This window comes from Domibacillus aminovorans (assembly GCF_001643235.1).
Classification (GTDB): Bacteria; Bacillota; Bacilli; order Bacillales; family Domibacillaceae; genus Domibacillus; species Domibacillus aminovorans.
Genome location: NZ_LQWY01000059.1, coordinates 1 through 16,290 on the forward strand (window position 1 = coordinate 1; position 16,290 = coordinate 16,290).

A 16,290-nucleotide genomic window follows, 5' to 3' on the forward strand; every position below is an offset into this window, starting at 1 on the left:
TGGAGTTAGTATAGTTTCATGGACACAGTTTAATTAAGTCCTTACAATTATTTTTGAGAGGATGTGTCCGAATTGGAACGTAAACCTTCAGGCAAAAAATATAACGATGACTTTAAGAAAACGATTGTGGACCTCTATCATTCCGGCAGCCCAGTTAAAGAATTAAGCAGCGAATATGGCGTATCAGACGTAACGATTTATAAATGGGTGAAAGACTTTACTCCTATTGGTTCAGAGAAAGAGGCGCTGACACCAAAAGAGTTAGCCGAGATTCAGAAAGAAAACCTTCGGTTAAAACAGGAAGTAGAAATCTTAAAAAAGGCTATGGCCATATTCGCGAAAAAGTAACCGAAGCAGAGCTCAACGATTTTATCGAGGAACATAAAGATCAATACCCTGTCCAGAAAATGTGCGAAGTACTGGCCGTGCCAAGAAGCAGCTACTATGATTCCCTTGAAAAAGCGACGTCAAAGCGTGAACTGGAAAATCAGGAACTCACGGAGGAAATCCAACGGATTCACCTGGAAAGCAAGGCGCGTTATGGCGCTCCGAAAATTCATAAAACCTTATTAAACAGCGGTTTTTTTCTAAGCCTGAAGCGTGTCCAGCGCTTAATGAAAAAGGCAGGAATCCGTTCGATTACAAAGAAGAAATACCGTCCCTGTCCCTCAAAGGAAAAGGTTGTGCAGCTGGACAATCTTTTAAAGCGAGACTTCTCTACTTGTACAATCAATGAGAAGTGGGTGGCGGATATTACGTATATTCCTACGATAAGAGACAGCTGGTGCTATCTGGCCTCTGTATTGGATCTGCACTCGAAAAAAATCGTTGGCTATTCTTTTTCTCGTTCTATGACATCGGAATTGGTGATCGAAGCACTTCAAAATGCCTGTTTTTCTCAAAAGCCCCGAAAGGGCTTAATTCTTCATACCGATCTTGGCTCACAATATACCAGCAGTGAGTTTACTCAACATGTCCAAAAACATGGAATCAAGCAGTCTTTCAGCCAGAAAGGCTGTCCTTATGACAATGCCTGTATAGAATCGTTTCACGCCATACTAAAGAAAGAAGAAGTTTATCATACACAATACGCAGACTATCCAGCTGCAAAGCTGGCCATGTTCCAGTTTATAGAAGGCTGGTATAACCGAAACAGAATTCATAGCAGTATCGGCTATCAGACACCTCAAGCCATTGAGGATCAAATTAGAAGACCGGCTTAAGACTTAACTTTTTTGTGTCCAAATTATTGACTCAAATCCAAGGGTTAACTTAGTAAAATAGCTTTGGACTGAACTTTTTTGTGTCTAAATTATTGATTCAAATCTAACCAAGTATTGAAAAATACCCATAAAGTTTTTTGTATTTTCTGCCACCTTGTTATCCTTACTTCTAAATTCAATAATTAAAGGCCGTTAAGATTCATTCAACGGCCTTATAAATTAAATTAATTTAATGCTTTTTTCAACGTTTCTATATTCTGTTTCATTAAACTTACGTAGTCTTCCTGATTTTTAACCTCTTGATTTGTGATAGACTCTAAATTATGCAGAGTTAATGGCTCAGCTTTAATCTCATTTTTTACAACATTAGTTATTTTAGACGCAACATTTTGCTCAAAAATAACATACTTTACATTCTTTGCACGGGCATCTTTAATAATAGTTTGTAGCTCCTTTTGTGAGGGCTCTTCGGTTGGAGAAAGACCCGCAATGCTTATTTGTTTTAAACCATAGCGGTCATTCCAATATCCGTATGCCGCATGTGATACAATGATTTCCTTTGTTTTTCCGTTTTGAATGGTGTTATTGAATTCTTTATCAAGTTGTTCTAATTCGCTTTTTAATTCTTCAAAATTCCCCTCAAACGCTTCTTTTTGTTCTGGTTTTAACTCAACTAATGCATTTTTAATATTTTCAGCCATTGTAATGGCACGGATTGGGTCTAACCAAATATGCGGATCTAGATCGCCATGATTGTGGTTTTCTTCACCTGCTGTATGATTATGAACATCCTCGTTAGCATGCTCATCTTCATGATTTTCTTCGCTGGCGTGTTCGTCCGGATGTTCACTATCAACATGTTCATCTTCATGGCCTTCTTCGTCTTCATGTTCATTGCTGCCTTTAATAAACGTGACCCCATCTGCTGCTTCAATTAATTTTACGTTTTCATTTTTCAAAGCTTCTATGGCATTATCAACAAACCCTTCCAGACCAGCACCGGTGTAGATAAAACCGTCTGATTTAGCGATATTAACCATTGTTTTTTGTGACGGCTCAAATGTGTGAGCATCGATGTTAGGAGGATAAATACTTTCTACTTTGACAGAGTCACCGCCAATTTTTTTTACAAAGTCTTCCAAAGGGAAAATCGTTGTATAAATGGTGAGTTGATCTTTTTCTACTTGATTATTCGTATTTTCTGTTGTTTTAGTACTGCCGCATCCTGATAAAAACAAGGCTGTTACTAGTACAGCAGTGAAAAATAGGGCTGATTTTTTCATTTTATTCTCCTCTTTCTATAAAAAGCATGATTTTGACCGTCATGATTATGCTTTAAATACTTCAACATGTCTTCCTAGCTCGTAGTTAGGCGATGGTGAAAGCTGGAATTGGATCAGAAAATGTAGTCCAGTCCATCGTCATTTCATCATCTGAAAGTAAACAAGACTCAAGGGATGCCTCAATTTCAGCTTGATCCATGTCTAAGCCAATAAATACAAGCTCTATCATACGGTCTCCGAATGTTTCATCCCATTTTTGAAGTAATTCTGGCTCTTCTTGTAAGATGGCTTGTTTTTCAGCTTCAGGATAGGCGGCGATCCATTCACCAGCCCCTTGAATCATAATGGACGTGCCTGCCTGAGACAGTAGACCTGTCATGTCATTCCGGCTTGCCAGCCAGAAAAAGCCTTTTGCACGGATGACATCCACCGGCCAATTTTCAAGCCAACTCATGAAACGTTCTGGATGGAAAGGACGGCGGCGACGATAGACGAACGAGGAAATGCCCAAACTTTCCGTTTCCGGTGTGTGTTCTTCATTTAATTCTTTAATCCAGCCAGCTGCTTGACTCATTTTTTCGAAATCAAATAGTTTGGTATTGATAATGTTTGACAGCCCTACATCACTAAATGTTGTTTTCAATACTTTGGCTTCTGGATTTAACTTTTGTAACACGGCTTCTAATTCTTGGGCACTTTCATCATCCAATAAATCAACTTTGTTCAAAATAATCACATTGGCAAATTCAATTTGGTCAATTAATAAATCCACCACTTCACGTGTATCCTGTTCATCTGTTCCTTGTTTTCGATCTACTAAATTTTCACCGGATGAAAAATCCTGCCAGAAACGATTTCCGTCCACAACGGTCACAAGAGTATCGAGGCGGGTTTTCTTGGTCAAATCAATTCCTAACTCTTCATCGATATACGTAAAAGTTTGCGCAACCGGTACTGGCTCACTAATACCTGATGATTCAATGACAATGTAGTCAATATCGCCTTCGTCCACTAATTTCTCCACTTCTTTCATCAAATCATCACGCAGCGTACAGCAAATACACCCATTTTGCATTTCTATCAGCTTTTCTTCTGTTCGTGTAAACCCACCTTGCTTAAGTAAAGCCGCGTCAATGTTCACCTCACTCATGTCATTGACAATGACGGCGATTTTTAATCCTTCACGATTTTGTAGAATGCGATTTAATAAGGTGGTCTTTCCAGAACCTAAATAACCACTTAATACTGTTACGGGTACTTTTTTCATAAACTAAACCTCTTTCCAAATCATAATTATTACGATTTATTGATGATAAAATTGCTCTTTTTCTTACTATCGAGATGTTATCCCGTTTCATATTGAAAATGGACAGCCTTTGGAGAAATCCATTCATTCCAACTATATAGGCAATGAATTAGTAATTGGTTATAAACTGCTAACAATCCGTTCTGCTGCTTGACGGGCTCCAGAAATATTACGAGCGATCGGTCCCATTTCAAGCTCTGCTAAAGCTCCGGTTACGTATAGACCTGGTCCCCATTGCAGTGATTTTGAAACGATAGGATATCCGCATTCTGCGCATGGAAGCTCATGTTTTTCAACGATTGGCGTCAGCCACTGTTTCCCTGGCAAAGCTGGCCGAAAGCCTGTTGCTAATAAAACCGTGCCTGTTTGGTGAATCAGACGGCCTTGCTCATCCTCTAGCTGAAGCCTACCGTTTTTTACTAAAGCCTGTTGAACCTGTCCATCCATTATCAGCAGCTCATCTTGCCGAACACTGCGCCGTAGTTTTATATACAAGTCACGAGGCAAGGACCCTTTGTGGCGGACTTGTTTAATTTGCTCCCGGCGTGTTTGATAGCAGGCAATTTTGCCGAAAGAAAGCTGATTTTTAGGACCAAGCCAAGCCGGATCGCTATCAAAATCATGCAGACGAAACGGGTGCCGCTTTAGCAGTGTAACTTCGCCTGGAAACATAGCAGTTAATTTTAAAGCTAAATGAACGGAAGTGATCCCGCCGCCGATAATCGTAAAAGGACGTGCCATCTCTTCAAGTTTTGGAAGATTAGCCTCAAAAATATGGTGTACAGAAGCATGTGCTTCTTTCTTTAATAACTTTGCCCAGTCGGGCCAAGTTGGCTGTTCGCTAATGCCAATAGCCAGTACCAGATTCTCCCCTATTAGCTCTTTTCCATCTTGCAGTTCGACATGCCATTTGTTTTCAATTCGCTCGGCAGTTCGAACGCGTCCTTGCACCCATCCTTTTTTTAACTGTAAATCGTCAACCAGGTGATCACAATGCTCATTAAACATGGAGAGAGCCGGACGCTTGAACCTTCCGTAAAAAGCAGCAGATTCATCCGTTGCATTGTTTTTCACAAAGGCTTGCAAACTAAGCGGATGAACGTCAAGATGATGAACGACCGGCGAACGTAAATAAGGCATGGAAATAAGATTTGTGCACCGTTTCCAGTTTTCTAATGGTTCTGCGTGAGGATCAACAATAGCAACCTCGTCAATAGAGGCTTTTTGCTGTTTCCGCAAGAATGAAGCCATGGTGATCCCTTGGATGCCTCCGCCAACAATGATCCATTTATACATAGGCCCAATCTCCTTTTTAAATCGTAATTATTCTTATTTACAAAAATGCAAGAAAATGCTCATTTTTTCCGAAAATGACCAAGGACATCAATTGTTGAATGATAGCACTGCAAATAAATAATGAATCATTAATGGTGAAATGTATTTCAATAAGATTCTGTTACTGATTTCATTCTCTCTCAATTTTCCTTTCCACCTGCAATCTTTAAATATGTAAAAGCTTATTTATGCCTTTTGTTGAACGTTACAGAGGCATAAGCATCATGTAGATGAATGGATTCTTCATTGCGGCATTCTACTGTAAAAGATTGAATAAATGGTATTTCGTATAAATCAGCAGCCACAAGACGGACCATATCTTCGACAAAGCGAGGATTTTCATATGCTTTTTCAGTCACTATTTTTTCATCGGGCCGTTTTAAAATTGGATAAATCAAGGCGCTGGCATTTGACTGAGCAGCATCTAAAAGCACAGCCTTCCAATCAATAGATTCTTTATACTCATCCAGTAACAATGCCGTCATTTTAATATAACCCCGTTGGTTATGCGCACTGTATTCACTAATTTCTTTGGAACAAGGGCATAAAGTCGTTACAGCACAGGTTAATTCAACCATTCTTTCTGCTATCTTTCCATGCTGATAAGATACCGACATTTTGGCGTCCGCATGGTTCAAACCCGCTAGAGAAGAGGCTGGTGCTGTCTGTTCGTAAAACCAAGGGAACTTTACTTCAAGACTTGCATCTCTTTGGCCTAAACGCTCTGCTAATTCTTTTACAAAATCGGAAAGTTGTGAAAAGTCTAAAGTGAAACCTTGTCTGCGATATAGCTCCAATTGTTCAGTAAAACGGCTCATATTTGTTCCCTTTACATCACGCGGAATCGTAGACGTCAGGGTAAAAGAAGCGATTGTCGTTTGTGTTAGTGGATTTAACGCTGAAGTAATGGAAACGGGCATTTTAACGTTTGTAATACCAACAGCATCAATTTCAAACAAGAAATCCTCTCTTACATTTTGTAAATCAGGCATCTTTTCTTTTTCACTTGGCTTTGTTTTTATTCCAGGTTCTATGGAACCGAACAGCTTTAATCTTTCATTTTTTGGGGGAATTTTGAAATTTTCCATGTAGTATACTCCTTTTAAATTCATTTACTAATAATAAAACGTAATTATTCCTATTTGCAAGAGTTTTTTGAATTTTAAAATCGGCTAACCCATAAAGTTTGTTTTATTTGAGTCGAAAAGACTTTATGAAATTTAAGCATAATTAACATAACGTCTGTTCTCAATAACAAAGATCCAAAACATGATTCACCCGAGAATTTCACTCACAGGAATGAACGAAACAGTTGTATTTGATGAGACTATTCATTCTTTGTGAAACTCTCTCTTTCGATAAAATCTGCTAGAAGCCGGTTTTTAATAAAGGAAGCCTCCTTTCATACTTTTTATTGTCAAAAGAAAAAAAGTATGGTTTAATAACTCACAAAACGTAATGATTACGATTATTAAAAGGAGCGAATACGATTGGCTAAAAAATCAAAAGTAGTAAAAGAAAAAAAACGGCAAGAGCTTGTGGCGAAATATGCCGATCTGAGAAAGGAACTAAAAGAAAAAGGAGATTATGAAGCGCTTAAAAAACTTCCGAGGGATTCTTCCCCTACTCGTCTTAAAAACCGCTGCGAGGTAACCGGCAGACCACGTGGCTACTTGCGTAAATTTAAAATGTCCCGTATTGCTTTTAGGGAATTTGCCCATAAAGGACAACTTCCAGGTGTGAAAAAATCTAGCTGGTAATGGCTGAATAGGTCTATAAAAAGACATGAAACGCGGGGAATGTGCTTATAGTGACCATGAGATCCTGTCACTATAAGCTAGTTTCTTTAGAGATTTATTCGGAGGGATAAGAAATGAACGAACATTTATTAGAAATATTGACAAGAGAAATTGTGGCTTCTTTATCCGTAGAACGGCGGCAGCTTTATCAGTTTATCGTCCATTTAGAAGATGAACTGGCTCAACAAGCAGAAACATCGGATCACTTTTTGTCATTGCTTGTGAAGCACGCCCCGCATGAGCAGGCAGCTAAACATTTTAACCGGTCACATGGAGAAACCATCAAGCTGATGAAAGAAATCGAAAAAGAAATTGATGAAAAGCTTCAGCTGAAAATAAAAAAAGCAAAGTGGATTGACTGCACCAAGATTATAGCGAAAAAAAGAGGAAGAAACAGTCAGAAAACATCGCTTTATCTTTTTGTAATTTAGTGTTGTTATAATGATTCGACTTGTTTTGTTTTTAGTCAGAGGATTAGATATAAGCGGTTTGATGCCCTTTTACTACGAAGACAGACAGGATGAACCTCTTGATAATTATAGGCGAAGGAGCAAAAGGAACTAAAAGAGAAATGCTAATCTGGAATATTGAGAAAATTATTGAGAGGTTTATCCCCTACCTGCTTGCAGAGTCGTAGTAAGGTTACAGAAAGATCTAAAAAATTTAAGAAAGTCTAAGATGTTTAAATTTGTCTTTCGAGAGTTAGCGTATAAAGGTCAACTTCCAGTAATCAGTTGGTAAACATTCATCTATCGGGATTTTACCTCTGCTAAAGATTGATTGCTCAGTACTATAGTAATAAAAGGGAATTTCAATCGTTTGAGAGGTCTAAAGTGAATCAATTATCGCCATTAAATCGTAATAATTCTTATTTATTTGGAGAGAAACACATATGACAACATGGTATTTAAGTAATACGAAGCATCATGTTCTTATTTGTAACGGAAGCAGCTGCAATGAAGCCGGAGCGGAAGAACTAACGCAAGCCATTCGGAAAGAAATATCAGAGCGAGAGATGGACGACACCATCCACACAACGCGTACATGGTGTAATGGAAGATGCCATGATAAGTGTGTTGTCATCAACTATCCAAAGGGCACCTGGTATAAGGATTTACAACCTGAGGATGCTCCCCTCTTTCTTAATTCGCTCCTTGCCAATGAAGATTATAAAGAGAAAGCAAGCCATTCGTTTGTTGGCCAAGGTTTCGAACGTTCACCTGGAGTTGTTACTGGGGTTTCTAAAGACAAAGAAAAAGTAAGCAAAGTATCAAAAATATTGTAAATGGAGATGAATACAATGACATTAATCAAACCAAACAAAATCCCTGTCACCATTCTGACTGGATATTTAGGCGCTGGGAAAACCACACTTTTAAACCGCATCCTCACAGAAAAGCACAATCAAAAGGTCGCCGTTATTGTTAATGAGTATGGAGAAGTTGGGATAGATAATCAGCTGGTGGTTGATGCTGATGAGGAAATCTTGGAAATGAACAATGGCTGCATCTGTTGTACGGTTCGAGGGGATTTAATTCGCATTCTGCGAACGCTTGTGTTTTCAATGGAGCAAGGTAAAGTGAAATTTGATCGAGTTTTGATTGAAACAACGGGTCTAGCTGATCCAGCACCTGTTGCCCAGAGCTTTTTTATGGATGAGTTACTTTCAGAAAAATTTGAAGTAGACAGTATTATCACTGTAGTAGACAGCAAGCATGTCACTAGGCATCTCGATGGTCATGATGAAGCTCAAGAGCAAATTGCTTTCGCTGATGTGATCATCCTTAATAAAACAGATTTAGTATCCGATAGCGATCTGAGGACGTTAGAACAAAGAATTATCAATATGAATCCCACAGCTAACAGAATACATGCTCAAAATTGCAATATAAGTTTAAGAGATATTTTAGGAATTAATACGTTTGATGTGAATCGCAAGCTTGAAATTGACCCTCATTTTTTAGAAGATCATCACCATCACCATCATGATGATAAGGTGTCCTCTATAGCTTTTCGTGAAGAGAAACCTCTTGACTTAGACAAGGTAGATCATTGGATGAGTTACCTTGTCCAGGAAAAAGGGGAAGATTTATTACGTTATAAAGGGATTCTTCATATTAAAGGGATGGAACAGCGAATCGTATTCCAAGGGCTTCATATGTTGTTTTCAGGAAATCCGGATCGGAAGTGGCAAAAAAACGAAACAAGACTAAGTGAACTTGTTTTTATTGGGAAGGACTTAAATAAAGAAGAGTTAGAGCAACAATTTAAAAATTGCATAGCAAACTAACTATTGTTTACGCAAGTTTTCAATGGACAAGAGAAGGAAGCTAATTAGAGATTCATATTTAATACTTATTATGAGGTACTTTAGTTGAACTATACAATTTCCGTGAAAGGGGACATTCATTACTATGCTTGATAACCTGTATCGACAAGTTATCATGGATCATTATAGACAAAAGAGAAATTTTGAAGAATTAAAAGGAGAAAATGTACGAAAAGTACATTATAAAAATCCTACTTGCGGCGATATCATGACTTTATTTCTAGAGCTTGAACAAGACCGAGTTAAGAAAGCAGCCTTCCTTGGTGAAGGTTGCAGCATTAGTATGGCGTCTGCATCTATGATGACAGAACTTATCGAAAACAAGTCACTACAAGAGATTGCATCCCTTAGAAAAGCTTTTGAGGATTTAATTCGCCAAGGAAAGGTAACAGATAAGCTAGACTTAGGGGATAGTTTATCGTTACAAGGAGTCCACAAGTTAAAAGCAAGACCTAATTGTGCATTAATGACTTGGCAAGCATTAGATAAAGTTTTAAAAGACGAGAAAGAATACACTATTCTTTAAATTTTTCAGTACCATGAACTTTTTATAAGTAATTGGTAGTTTTAAAAGGAGGATTTATGGCTTCTGAAATACATTCTTTTCAATTAGGAACATTCCGGCTAATGTCCATAATGGATGGTGTCTTCCCTGTTTCCAAAGACTTCTTTTTTGCAGATACTCCAGAAGATATTATTCATCGGATTCCATCCAATTTTGATGCCCCACTTAATTTTTTGCTTATAGATACAGGAGATAAGTATATCTTAGTGGACGCCGGATTTGGAGAACCTTATCTACCAACAGCAGGCAAACTGCTTAACCATTTAGAAACCCAAGGGATATATCCAGAGGATATCCATACTGTCATTATTACACATGGACATATGGACCATATTGGCGGCCTTTCGAATAAGGGCATTCCGACTTTCCCAAATGCGGAATATGTCATGCGAAAAGATGAATGGGATTCATGGGTAAGCAATCCGAATTCAATGGAATATAAAAAATTGATGCCTTTAAAGGATCACATGATCTTAATCACATCAGATACAGAGATTGTTCCAGGTATCCATCTCGTTCATACACCTGGCCATACAGTAGGTCACCTCTCCCTTTCAATAAGTTCGGAAGAGAAATATTTATTAGTAGCCTCAGATATATTGAATGATCCAATAACTTTGCAGCATTTGCCTTCACATATTCGTGCGGAGATGTCACCGAAACAAGGCCTAGAAACCCGAAAAAGGTTCTTACAAGATGCACCAGATAAATCAGCACTATTATTTGTATGTCATTATCCATTTCCAGGATTAGGACATATAGCAAAGGAAGATTTTATATGGAAGTGGCTTCCTATAGATGAGAACTAATCATAACAAGTTAATTCTACACGGAAATTAGCTTGTTATGATTGGTTAATGAGTATGTGCTATTAAATCTCTATTTAAAACATGATAATCTAATAGACTTTAATAGAACGTTTTTTATTCCCATTAAAATCCATGATAATTGAAAGGAGAAGAATATCATGAATTTAGAATTATATCTAAATCAGTTAAAAGAAAATGGTTACAAACGCACCCCTCAACGATTAAAGATTTTATCTTACTTTATAGGGCAAAAAAATAGGTTTGTCTCAGCCAAATCCGTAATGAGTCATCTTCAAAATGATATGTGTAATATTAGCCTCGATACTGTGTATCGAAATCTATATTTGTTTAAGGACATCGGTATTATAGAGCTTACTTCTTATAATGGAGAGAACCTATTCCTTTTAAAAAATGAAATTAATACTCATGAATACAAGTTCATTTGTACAGAATGTAGAATAACGACTGGCCTAAACCTATGTCCAATGGAAATAATGGACACATCCCTTGATGATTACTTCATATACAACCATAAGTTTGAAGTTTATGGGCTTTGTCCATCTTGTCTTTAAGGGCTAACGTCAACATTTCGGAAGTTTTGAACATTAAGTATACTTTAATATCAAAAACTCAAATCATAACGGTTTCGTTTATTAATAGATTTAGCAGAAAATTTATGACTATAAGGAGCAGAATTTACTTGAAAACTAATAAAATTGAAATTTTTATTCTTAGTGGTTTTTTAGGAAGTGGTAAAAGTACATTACTGGCAAAATTATTGGATTTTGAAAAGCAGCAAGGAAGACAAATTGGGGTTATTATGAATGAAATGGGCCAGGTAAGTATAGATTCTAAAGTAATTTCAAATGAAGTTCCTTTAAAAGAATTATTAAACGGTTGCATTTGCTGTAATTTGCAAGGAGAATTGAGTTTACAGCTAAAAACGTTAATAGAAGAATATGAACTTGACGCCATATATATTGAGTCAACCGGTGCGGCTCATTTAATCGAAGTCGTAGATGCTTGTACCCATCCATTAATAATTCATAATTTAGAAATAAAGGGCATTATTACTTTAGTAAATGCTAAACAATGGCGAGATGGGAAAATGAGTATTAGATTAAAAAAGCTCCTAAAGGAACAAATAAAGTATGCCAATATAATAATTTTAAACAAAATAGATACTATTGAGGAAGGAGAACTTGATTCGTTAATCAACAGTATAAGACAGGTTAATCCAAATGGACACATTATTCCTTCTACTCATGCAGAAATTGACCCGAATATAGTATCATTAAGTACAGTAAGTACAATAGAAAATCGCCCTAAAGAACTAAATGTAAATGAACATGCTCATTTACATTTAGAGACTCTTGCCTTCCCTTTAAACAGTCCAATTCACCGTATTGAATTTGAGAAATGGTTAAATACATATTCAGGACAATTGTATAGAGCAAAAGGCTTTATTAAACTTATAGAATCTCCCGGTATTTTTCTTTTTAATTATTCTTACGGTTTCTCAATATTTGAGCGTTGCAAAATTAATAATAGCTATCCCCAAACGCTAGTTTTTATCGGTGAAAATCTTGATCATAAAGAAATTGAAACAATGTTGTTAAAAATAAAAAGTAGCTAATTGAAAGGAAACAGCATCTAAGAGCACCATATCAATTTCTTCGGCTTGTTTCCATTATCGGAACAGCTCCATCAAACGATCCGCAGGTTGTCATTTACACAGCTATTGATAATCCAAAAGGGACAGTTCAATTTGGCGGCACATTCGCCGCGCCGATCGTCGGGCGAATGTTATCAGATATCCTCCCACTTCTTAATATGAAACAGTAAGATAAACAAATTGAGAAAGAGAAAGTATGGACGAATCCCGATATTGTGGAAGTACCAAATTTAATCGGTTTGCAGAAAAAAGAGCTGATGAAATAGCAGCTAATTTCTGTGGATATTGTATCAGGAGGTACTGGGAATACAGTGATTCAGCAGTCCCCTGCCCTTAATTAGTTAAGATAGCCAACTACTCTTTAATCAAACCATTCATCATATTTTCATCCATTGGTCCGATAATTTTTTGATGAATAATACCTTCCTCGTTCAACACGAATGTTGTCGGTATAGTATACACATCATATGTTTTTGAAACGTCACCATCTTTGTCCAATAAAATGGGGAACGTTAATTGATATTCTTTCGCAAACTCATTTACTCTTTCGTTGCTTTCCTCGATATTCACCGCAAGAATCTCTACATTGGCTGGTTTCTTACGATAAAAAGTCTGCATGTTCGGCATTTCCTCTTTACAAGGCGGACACCATGTTGTCCAAAAGTTTAAAAACACTTTTTTTCCTTTATAGTCAGATAGTTTTACTTCTTTTCCATCCATCGTCTGAACCTTGAAATCAGGTGTCCCCCCTCCCTCCTCAGTACTATAGTTGTCACTATTGACGGCTGCTGCCCCGGCTTTATTATTTTCGGCTACTTCCTTGTCACTGTACAAGTTAAACAGAACAACCCCTATAAGTAACGCCAGCCAAAAGAGTATAAAGTATTTCATCTTTTCTTCCTCCCTAAGTTGGAATAAACCGATGTTTATATATACGTGGGATTATGTAGAAATAAGACGCCTATCCCTTTAAAAAGAATCTGTAGCACCTAAAAGAGACTAAATTAAATTCTGGACGAAAAAAAGACAAACTACGTCTAATCAAAAATTTGAAAAAGTAGTCTGTCGACAGTCTAAGAGTTCTTCTTTTTTATGATGCTAACGCTGTAGATATTTCCTCTTAATTAACATTGTAGTCTTTCTTGTTTTACTCGGCTAATACGATGCTAAACTCCACAAAAACTGTATAGTTGCCCATTTCACTAATAGATTCGCTTTTTGTAATTGCTTGTTTAAGAACAAAAATCTTGATATTAACAATACTAAAGCACTAAGATGGTACCTACGGTACAACTTGAGCTTTCGTGATTTGGTGGAAATGATGATAGAAAAAAAGGTGGTGGAGATCCAATGATACTTGAAGAATTGACAAAACTAAAAGACGATATTAATGCGTTACGGCCTATATCTCCAAACTTAATGAAGACAATTGCACAGAAGTTCCGAGAAGAATGGGCATACCATACGAATGCGATAGAAGGAAATACGCTTACGCTACGAGAATATCTTGAAGTGATGAACCACTCAGAAGCTGTTTACTTCTTGCAAGACGCAATTCGTTATCGTGATTTATCGGAAGGGCTTATTAAAGAATTTCACGCGATACTATTTGAAGGTGTAAAAGCATGGGCTGGCAGCCAGTTCATTCAGCCTGGTGTATATAAAAAGCAGGATAATCATGTGCTAACGCCAGATGGAGAGGTCATTACTTGCCGGTTGTGTATGAACTTTATTTTAATGAAAGCAGGATATCCTCCAGCGATTATTCGTCAAGAAGAACGAAGTGACTATTATTCAGCATTAGGTAAAGCAGATCAAGGGCATGATGAATCGTTTATCAAGCTCGTTCAACAAGAAATAGAGAGAAGTTTAGTGACAACGAGGGACATTTTATTTAATAGTCAGAAACAAAATATACGCATTTTTGATACGTTTTACTGCTATTATTATGGCATTGAACAATATTTAAATATTTTCTGTATGAAATTACAAAACAAGGAGAAGAAAAAATGCACAATTTAATTAAAAATCCAACAGCAAATATCATATTTATTTTGTCTTGTATTCTTGTGTTAAGTTCTGGATGCAGTAATGATAAAAAGGAGATTCAGAATGAAACATCATCATCTTTACATCAAACTACTAAAGTCGAAAATACCGATCAAACCACTAATACAATGAACAAAGAAAATGACAATGATCCGAAAGCTATTGAAGTTGTTGCCAACCCAAAAGATATAACTGTACTTGTTAATAAAACATACAGATTGCCGGAAAATTATATTCCAAGTGATTTAGTTTACCCAGATATTCCATTTACTTTTAGTGAAATGATAGATAAACGCAAAATGAGGAAAGAAGCCGCCGAAGCTTTGAAAAGAATGTTTGATGCTGCTAAGCTGGATGGAATCTATTTGGCAGGAGTTTCTGGTTACCGTTCCGAAGAAAGACAAAGAATACTATTCGAAAACTATGTTAATAAGGATGGATTAGACGAGGCTAATAAATACAGTGCACATCCGGGTCATAGTGAACATCAAACTGGACTTTCTATAGACGTATCGGGTATTAGTGGAGAATTTGCAATTGAAGAAGGTTTTGCTAATACACAGGAAGCAAAATGGCTTGAAGAACATGCTCCTGAATACGGATTTATCATCCGTTTCCCGAAAGGAAAAGAAGACATTACAGGATATATATATGAACCATGGCACATACGTTATGTTGGTTTAGAAATATCTAAGGAAATTGCACAAAAAAGTATTACTTTAGAAGAATACTTTGATAAAGCTATTCCTGTAACAAAATAAAAGGTTCTGGTGCAAAAACTTAGGGACAGTTGCAAATCATCTTTAAATCTTGGACATACTGATACTATTACACTTTAAAAAAGGTGCGTGATCAGTATGAAAAAGCAACATTTATTCAAGTGGAAACATTATCAGCCTGACATTATTTTGTTAACAGTAAGGTGATAGAGATGATGGAAGAACGAGGCTTATCGATGGCTCATACAACGATTATGCGTTGGGTTCATCAATATGGACCGGAATTAGATGAACGAGTACGACGTCATCTCAAGCAAACAAATGACTCTTGGCGAGTCGATGAAACGTATGTCAAAGTAAAAGGTCAATGGATGTACCTGTATCGTGCTGTCGATTCGAAAGGAAACACCATCGATTTTCACCTAAGCAAAACAAGAGACTACAAGGCTGTAAAACGCTTTTTCAAGAAAGCTTTGCGGTCTTTTCATGTTTCGAAACCTCGTGTCATAACAGTGGATAAAAACCCTGCTTATCCTCTAGCCATCAAAGCCTTACAAGAAACAAAAAGCATGCCGATAGGCATGCAACTTAGACAAAAGAAATAGTTAAACAATATCGTAGAACAGGATCATCGTTTTATCAAGAAGCGAGTTCGTTCTATGTTAGGATTGAAGTCCTTCCGAACGGCTAAACAGATTATTTATGGAGTGGAAGCGATGCATATGCTGAAAAAGAAGCAACTCCTTCTAAGGGATAACTCTGTCCAAAATCAAATAACGTTCATCCATCAATTGTTTGGTTTATCAGCTTAACTAGCGATTCTGATAAGGTTTCATACGTCTTTTTTTAATGAATACCATATTTGCACCAGAACCAGAAATAGTAACCCCCTCGAGGAATGGCTGGAAAAAGCCTGCAGGAAATTGATATCCGTTCTAAATATAATATCAGCGTCATTGCTATTGTAAACGGCACGGATATTATCGTGTCCCCATCTCCAGCTCAAATTATTCATAAAGAAGATCTATTAGTGGTAATTGGGGACAGAGAAAGTCTAGCCAGATTTTCAAATATAGAATGACAGCTAGCTGCACCTTATATAAATTTAAAACAAAGTTGGACTGTTTACAAAAAAGAAAAAGCCGAAACTCCTTAGGGACTGACCCCCGTTTTTGAGACAGGGATCAAAACACCTTTT

Annotated in this window: 17 protein-coding genes and 1 pseudogene; 13 read left to right on the top strand and 5 right to left on the bottom strand. The window is 37.0% G+C overall.

Annotated features, from left to right (window positions below):
* Positions 1-72: 72 nt before the first annotated feature.
* A protein-coding gene (locus tag AWH49_RS15440) for an IS3 family transposase (RefSeq protein ID WP_244886895.1) occupies positions 73-1,223 on the top strand; the annotation gives its coding sequence in 2 pieces (ribosomal slippage) (positions 73-322 and positions 322-1,223; 1,152 coding nt in all).
* Between the two features lie 224 nt (positions 1,224-1,447).
* Here AWH49_RS15440 and AWH49_RS15445 read toward each other — a convergent pair.
* The 4 genes from AWH49_RS15445 to folE2 all read right to left on the bottom strand — a co-directional run bounded on the left by AWH49_RS15445 (position 1,448) and on the right by folE2 (position 6,235).
* A complete protein-coding gene (locus tag AWH49_RS15445; protein ID WP_063966466.1) occupies positions 1,448-2,506 on the bottom strand; it encodes a metal ABC transporter solute-binding protein, Zn/Mn family in 1,059 nt (352 codons plus the stop codon).
* Positions 2,507-2,591: 85 nt separating this feature from the next.
* The gene (locus AWH49_RS15450) at positions 2,592-3,773 is read right to left on the bottom strand and encodes a GTP-binding protein (RefSeq protein ID WP_063966467.1); all 1,182 of its coding nucleotides are present in this window, start codon (positions 3,771-3,773) and stop codon (positions 2,592-2,594) included.
* 159 nt (positions 3,774-3,932) lie between these two features.
* Positions 3,933-5,108 (bottom strand): FAD-dependent oxidoreductase, encoded by a 1,176-nt coding sequence (locus AWH49_RS15455; RefSeq protein ID WP_063966468.1) that lies wholly within the window; start codon positions 5,106-5,108, stop codon positions 3,933-3,935.
* 221 nt (positions 5,109-5,329) lie between these two features.
* A complete protein-coding gene (gene folE2, locus AWH49_RS15460) occupies positions 5,330-6,235 on the bottom strand; it encodes a GTP cyclohydrolase FolE2 (protein ID WP_082862897.1) in 906 nt (301 codons plus the stop codon).
* A 402-nt stretch (positions 6,236-6,637) separates the two neighbouring features.
* Here folE2 and rpsN point away from each other — a divergent pair, with 402 nt between their 5' ends.
* The 8 genes from rpsN to AWH49_RS15500 all read left to right on the top strand — a co-directional run bounded on the left by rpsN (position 6,638) and on the right by AWH49_RS15500 (position 12,285).
* Positions 6,638-6,907 carry a 30S ribosomal protein S14 gene (gene rpsN, locus AWH49_RS15465; RefSeq protein WP_063966470.1) on the top strand — a complete coding sequence of 90 codons (270 nt, stop codon included), beginning with the start codon at positions 6,638-6,640 and terminating at the stop codon, positions 6,905-6,907.
* Positions 6,908-7,020: 113 nt separating this feature from the next.
* A complete protein-coding gene (locus tag AWH49_RS15470; protein WP_063966471.1) occupies positions 7,021-7,377 on the top strand; it encodes a hypothetical protein in 357 nt (118 codons plus the stop codon).
* A gap of 461 nt (positions 7,378-7,838) precedes the next feature.
* Positions 7,839-8,231 carry a (2Fe-2S) ferredoxin domain-containing protein gene (locus AWH49_RS15475; RefSeq protein ID WP_063966472.1) on the top strand — a complete coding sequence of 131 codons (393 nt, stop codon included), beginning with the start codon at positions 7,839-7,841 and terminating at the stop codon, positions 8,229-8,231.
* Positions 8,232-8,246: 15 nt separating this feature from the next.
* The gene (locus tag AWH49_RS15480; protein WP_094777186.1) at positions 8,247-9,236 is read left to right on the top strand and encodes a CobW family GTP-binding protein; all 990 of its coding nucleotides are present in this window, start codon (positions 8,247-8,249) and stop codon (positions 9,234-9,236) included.
* Between the two features lie 124 nt (positions 9,237-9,360).
* Positions 9,361-9,801: a Fe-S cluster assembly sulfur transfer protein SufU gene (gene sufU / locus AWH49_RS15485; RefSeq protein ID WP_063966473.1), complete on the top strand. Its 441-nt coding sequence runs from the start codon at positions 9,361-9,363 to the stop codon at positions 9,799-9,801.
* 56 nt (positions 9,802-9,857) lie between these two features.
* Positions 9,858-10,649, top strand: coding sequence for an MBL fold metallo-hydrolase (locus AWH49_RS15490; protein ID WP_063966474.1), 792 nt, complete (start codon positions 9,858-9,860; stop codon positions 10,647-10,649).
* 158 nt (positions 10,650-10,807) lie between these two features.
* On the top strand, positions 10,808-11,221 hold the full coding sequence (locus tag AWH49_RS15495; RefSeq protein ID WP_063966475.1) for a Fur family transcriptional regulator: 414 nt from the start codon (positions 10,808-10,810) through the stop codon (positions 11,219-11,221).
* 128 nt (positions 11,222-11,349) lie between these two features.
* On the top strand, positions 11,350-12,285 hold the full coding sequence (locus AWH49_RS15500; RefSeq protein WP_169816010.1) for a CobW family GTP-binding protein: 936 nt from the start codon (positions 11,350-11,352) through the stop codon (positions 12,283-12,285).
* Between the two features lie 393 nt (positions 12,286-12,678).
* Here the strand turns inward: AWH49_RS15500 and AWH49_RS15505 are convergent, their stop codons facing one another.
* Positions 12,679-13,215 (bottom strand): redoxin domain-containing protein, encoded by a 537-nt coding sequence (locus tag AWH49_RS15505; RefSeq protein WP_063966477.1) that lies wholly within the window; start codon positions 13,213-13,215, stop codon positions 12,679-12,681.
* Between the two features lie 459 nt (positions 13,216-13,674).
* On the opposite strand from AWH49_RS15505, the gene AWH49_RS15510 reads away from it, so the two are divergent.
* The 4 genes and pseudogenes from AWH49_RS15510 to AWH49_RS15525 all read left to right on the top strand — a co-directional run bounded on the left by AWH49_RS15510 (position 13,675) and on the right by AWH49_RS15525 (position 16,173).
* Positions 13,675-14,346, top strand: a complete 672-nt coding sequence (locus AWH49_RS15510; protein ID WP_063966478.1) for a Fic family protein — start codon at positions 13,675-13,677, stop codon at positions 14,344-14,346.
* Positions 14,334-15,134, top strand: coding sequence for a M15 family metallopeptidase (locus AWH49_RS15515; protein ID WP_082862898.1), 801 nt, complete (start codon positions 14,334-14,336; stop codon positions 15,132-15,134). The genes AWH49_RS15510 and AWH49_RS15515 overlap by 13 nt, the downstream gene beginning before the upstream one ends.
* A gap of 96 nt (positions 15,135-15,230) precedes the next feature.
* A pseudogene (locus tag AWH49_RS15520) lies at positions 15,231-15,904 on the top strand (IS6 family transposase).
* Positions 15,905-15,990: 86 nt separating this feature from the next.
* Entirely contained in the window at positions 15,991-16,173 is a 183-nt protein-coding gene (locus AWH49_RS15525; protein ID WP_063966479.1) for a cation:proton antiporter regulatory subunit, read from the top strand.
* The last annotated feature ends 117 nt before the right edge of the window (positions 16,174-16,290 follow it).

Coding starts and splice junctions, on each gene's coding strand:
- AWH49_RS15515 (WP_082862898.1), top strand. CDS start 14,334: ATGCACAATTTAATTAAAAATCCAACAGCAAATATCATATTTATTTTG.
- AWH49_RS15470 (WP_063966471.1), top strand. CDS start 7,021: ATGAACGAACATTTATTAGAAATATTGACAAGAGAAATTGTGGCTTCT.
- AWH49_RS15525 (WP_063966479.1), top strand. CDS start 15,991: ATGGCTGGAAAAAGCCTGCAGGAAATTGATATCCGTTCTAAATATAAT.
- sufU (WP_063966473.1), top strand. CDS start 9,361: ATGCTTGATAACCTGTATCGACAAGTTATCATGGATCATTATAGACAA.
- folE2 (WP_082862897.1), bottom strand. CDS start 6,235: ATGGAAAATTTCAAAATTCCCCCAAAAAATGAAAGATTAAAGCTGTTC.
- AWH49_RS15450 (WP_063966467.1), bottom strand. CDS start 3,773: ATGAAAAAAGTACCCGTAACAGTATTAAGTGGTTATTTAGGTTCTGGA.
- AWH49_RS15510 (WP_063966478.1), top strand. CDS start 13,675: ATGATACTTGAAGAATTGACAAAACTAAAAGACGATATTAATGCGTTA.
- AWH49_RS15455 (WP_063966468.1), bottom strand. CDS start 5,108: ATGTATAAATGGATCATTGTTGGCGGAGGCATCCAAGGGATCACCATG.
- AWH49_RS15445 (WP_063966466.1), bottom strand. CDS start 2,506: ATGAAAAAATCAGCCCTATTTTTCACTGCTGTACTAGTAACAGCCTTG.
- AWH49_RS15495 (WP_063966475.1), top strand. CDS start 10,808: ATGAATTTAGAATTATATCTAAATCAGTTAAAAGAAAATGGTTACAAA.
- AWH49_RS15490 (WP_063966474.1), top strand. CDS start 9,858: ATGGCTTCTGAAATACATTCTTTTCAATTAGGAACATTCCGGCTAATG.
- AWH49_RS15480 (WP_094777186.1), top strand. CDS start 8,247: ATGACATTAATCAAACCAAACAAAATCCCTGTCACCATTCTGACTGGA.
- AWH49_RS15505 (WP_063966477.1), bottom strand. CDS start 13,215: ATGAAATACTTTATACTCTTTTGGCTGGCGTTACTTATAGGGGTTGTT.
- AWH49_RS15475 (WP_063966472.1), top strand. CDS start 7,839: ATGACAACATGGTATTTAAGTAATACGAAGCATCATGTTCTTATTTGT.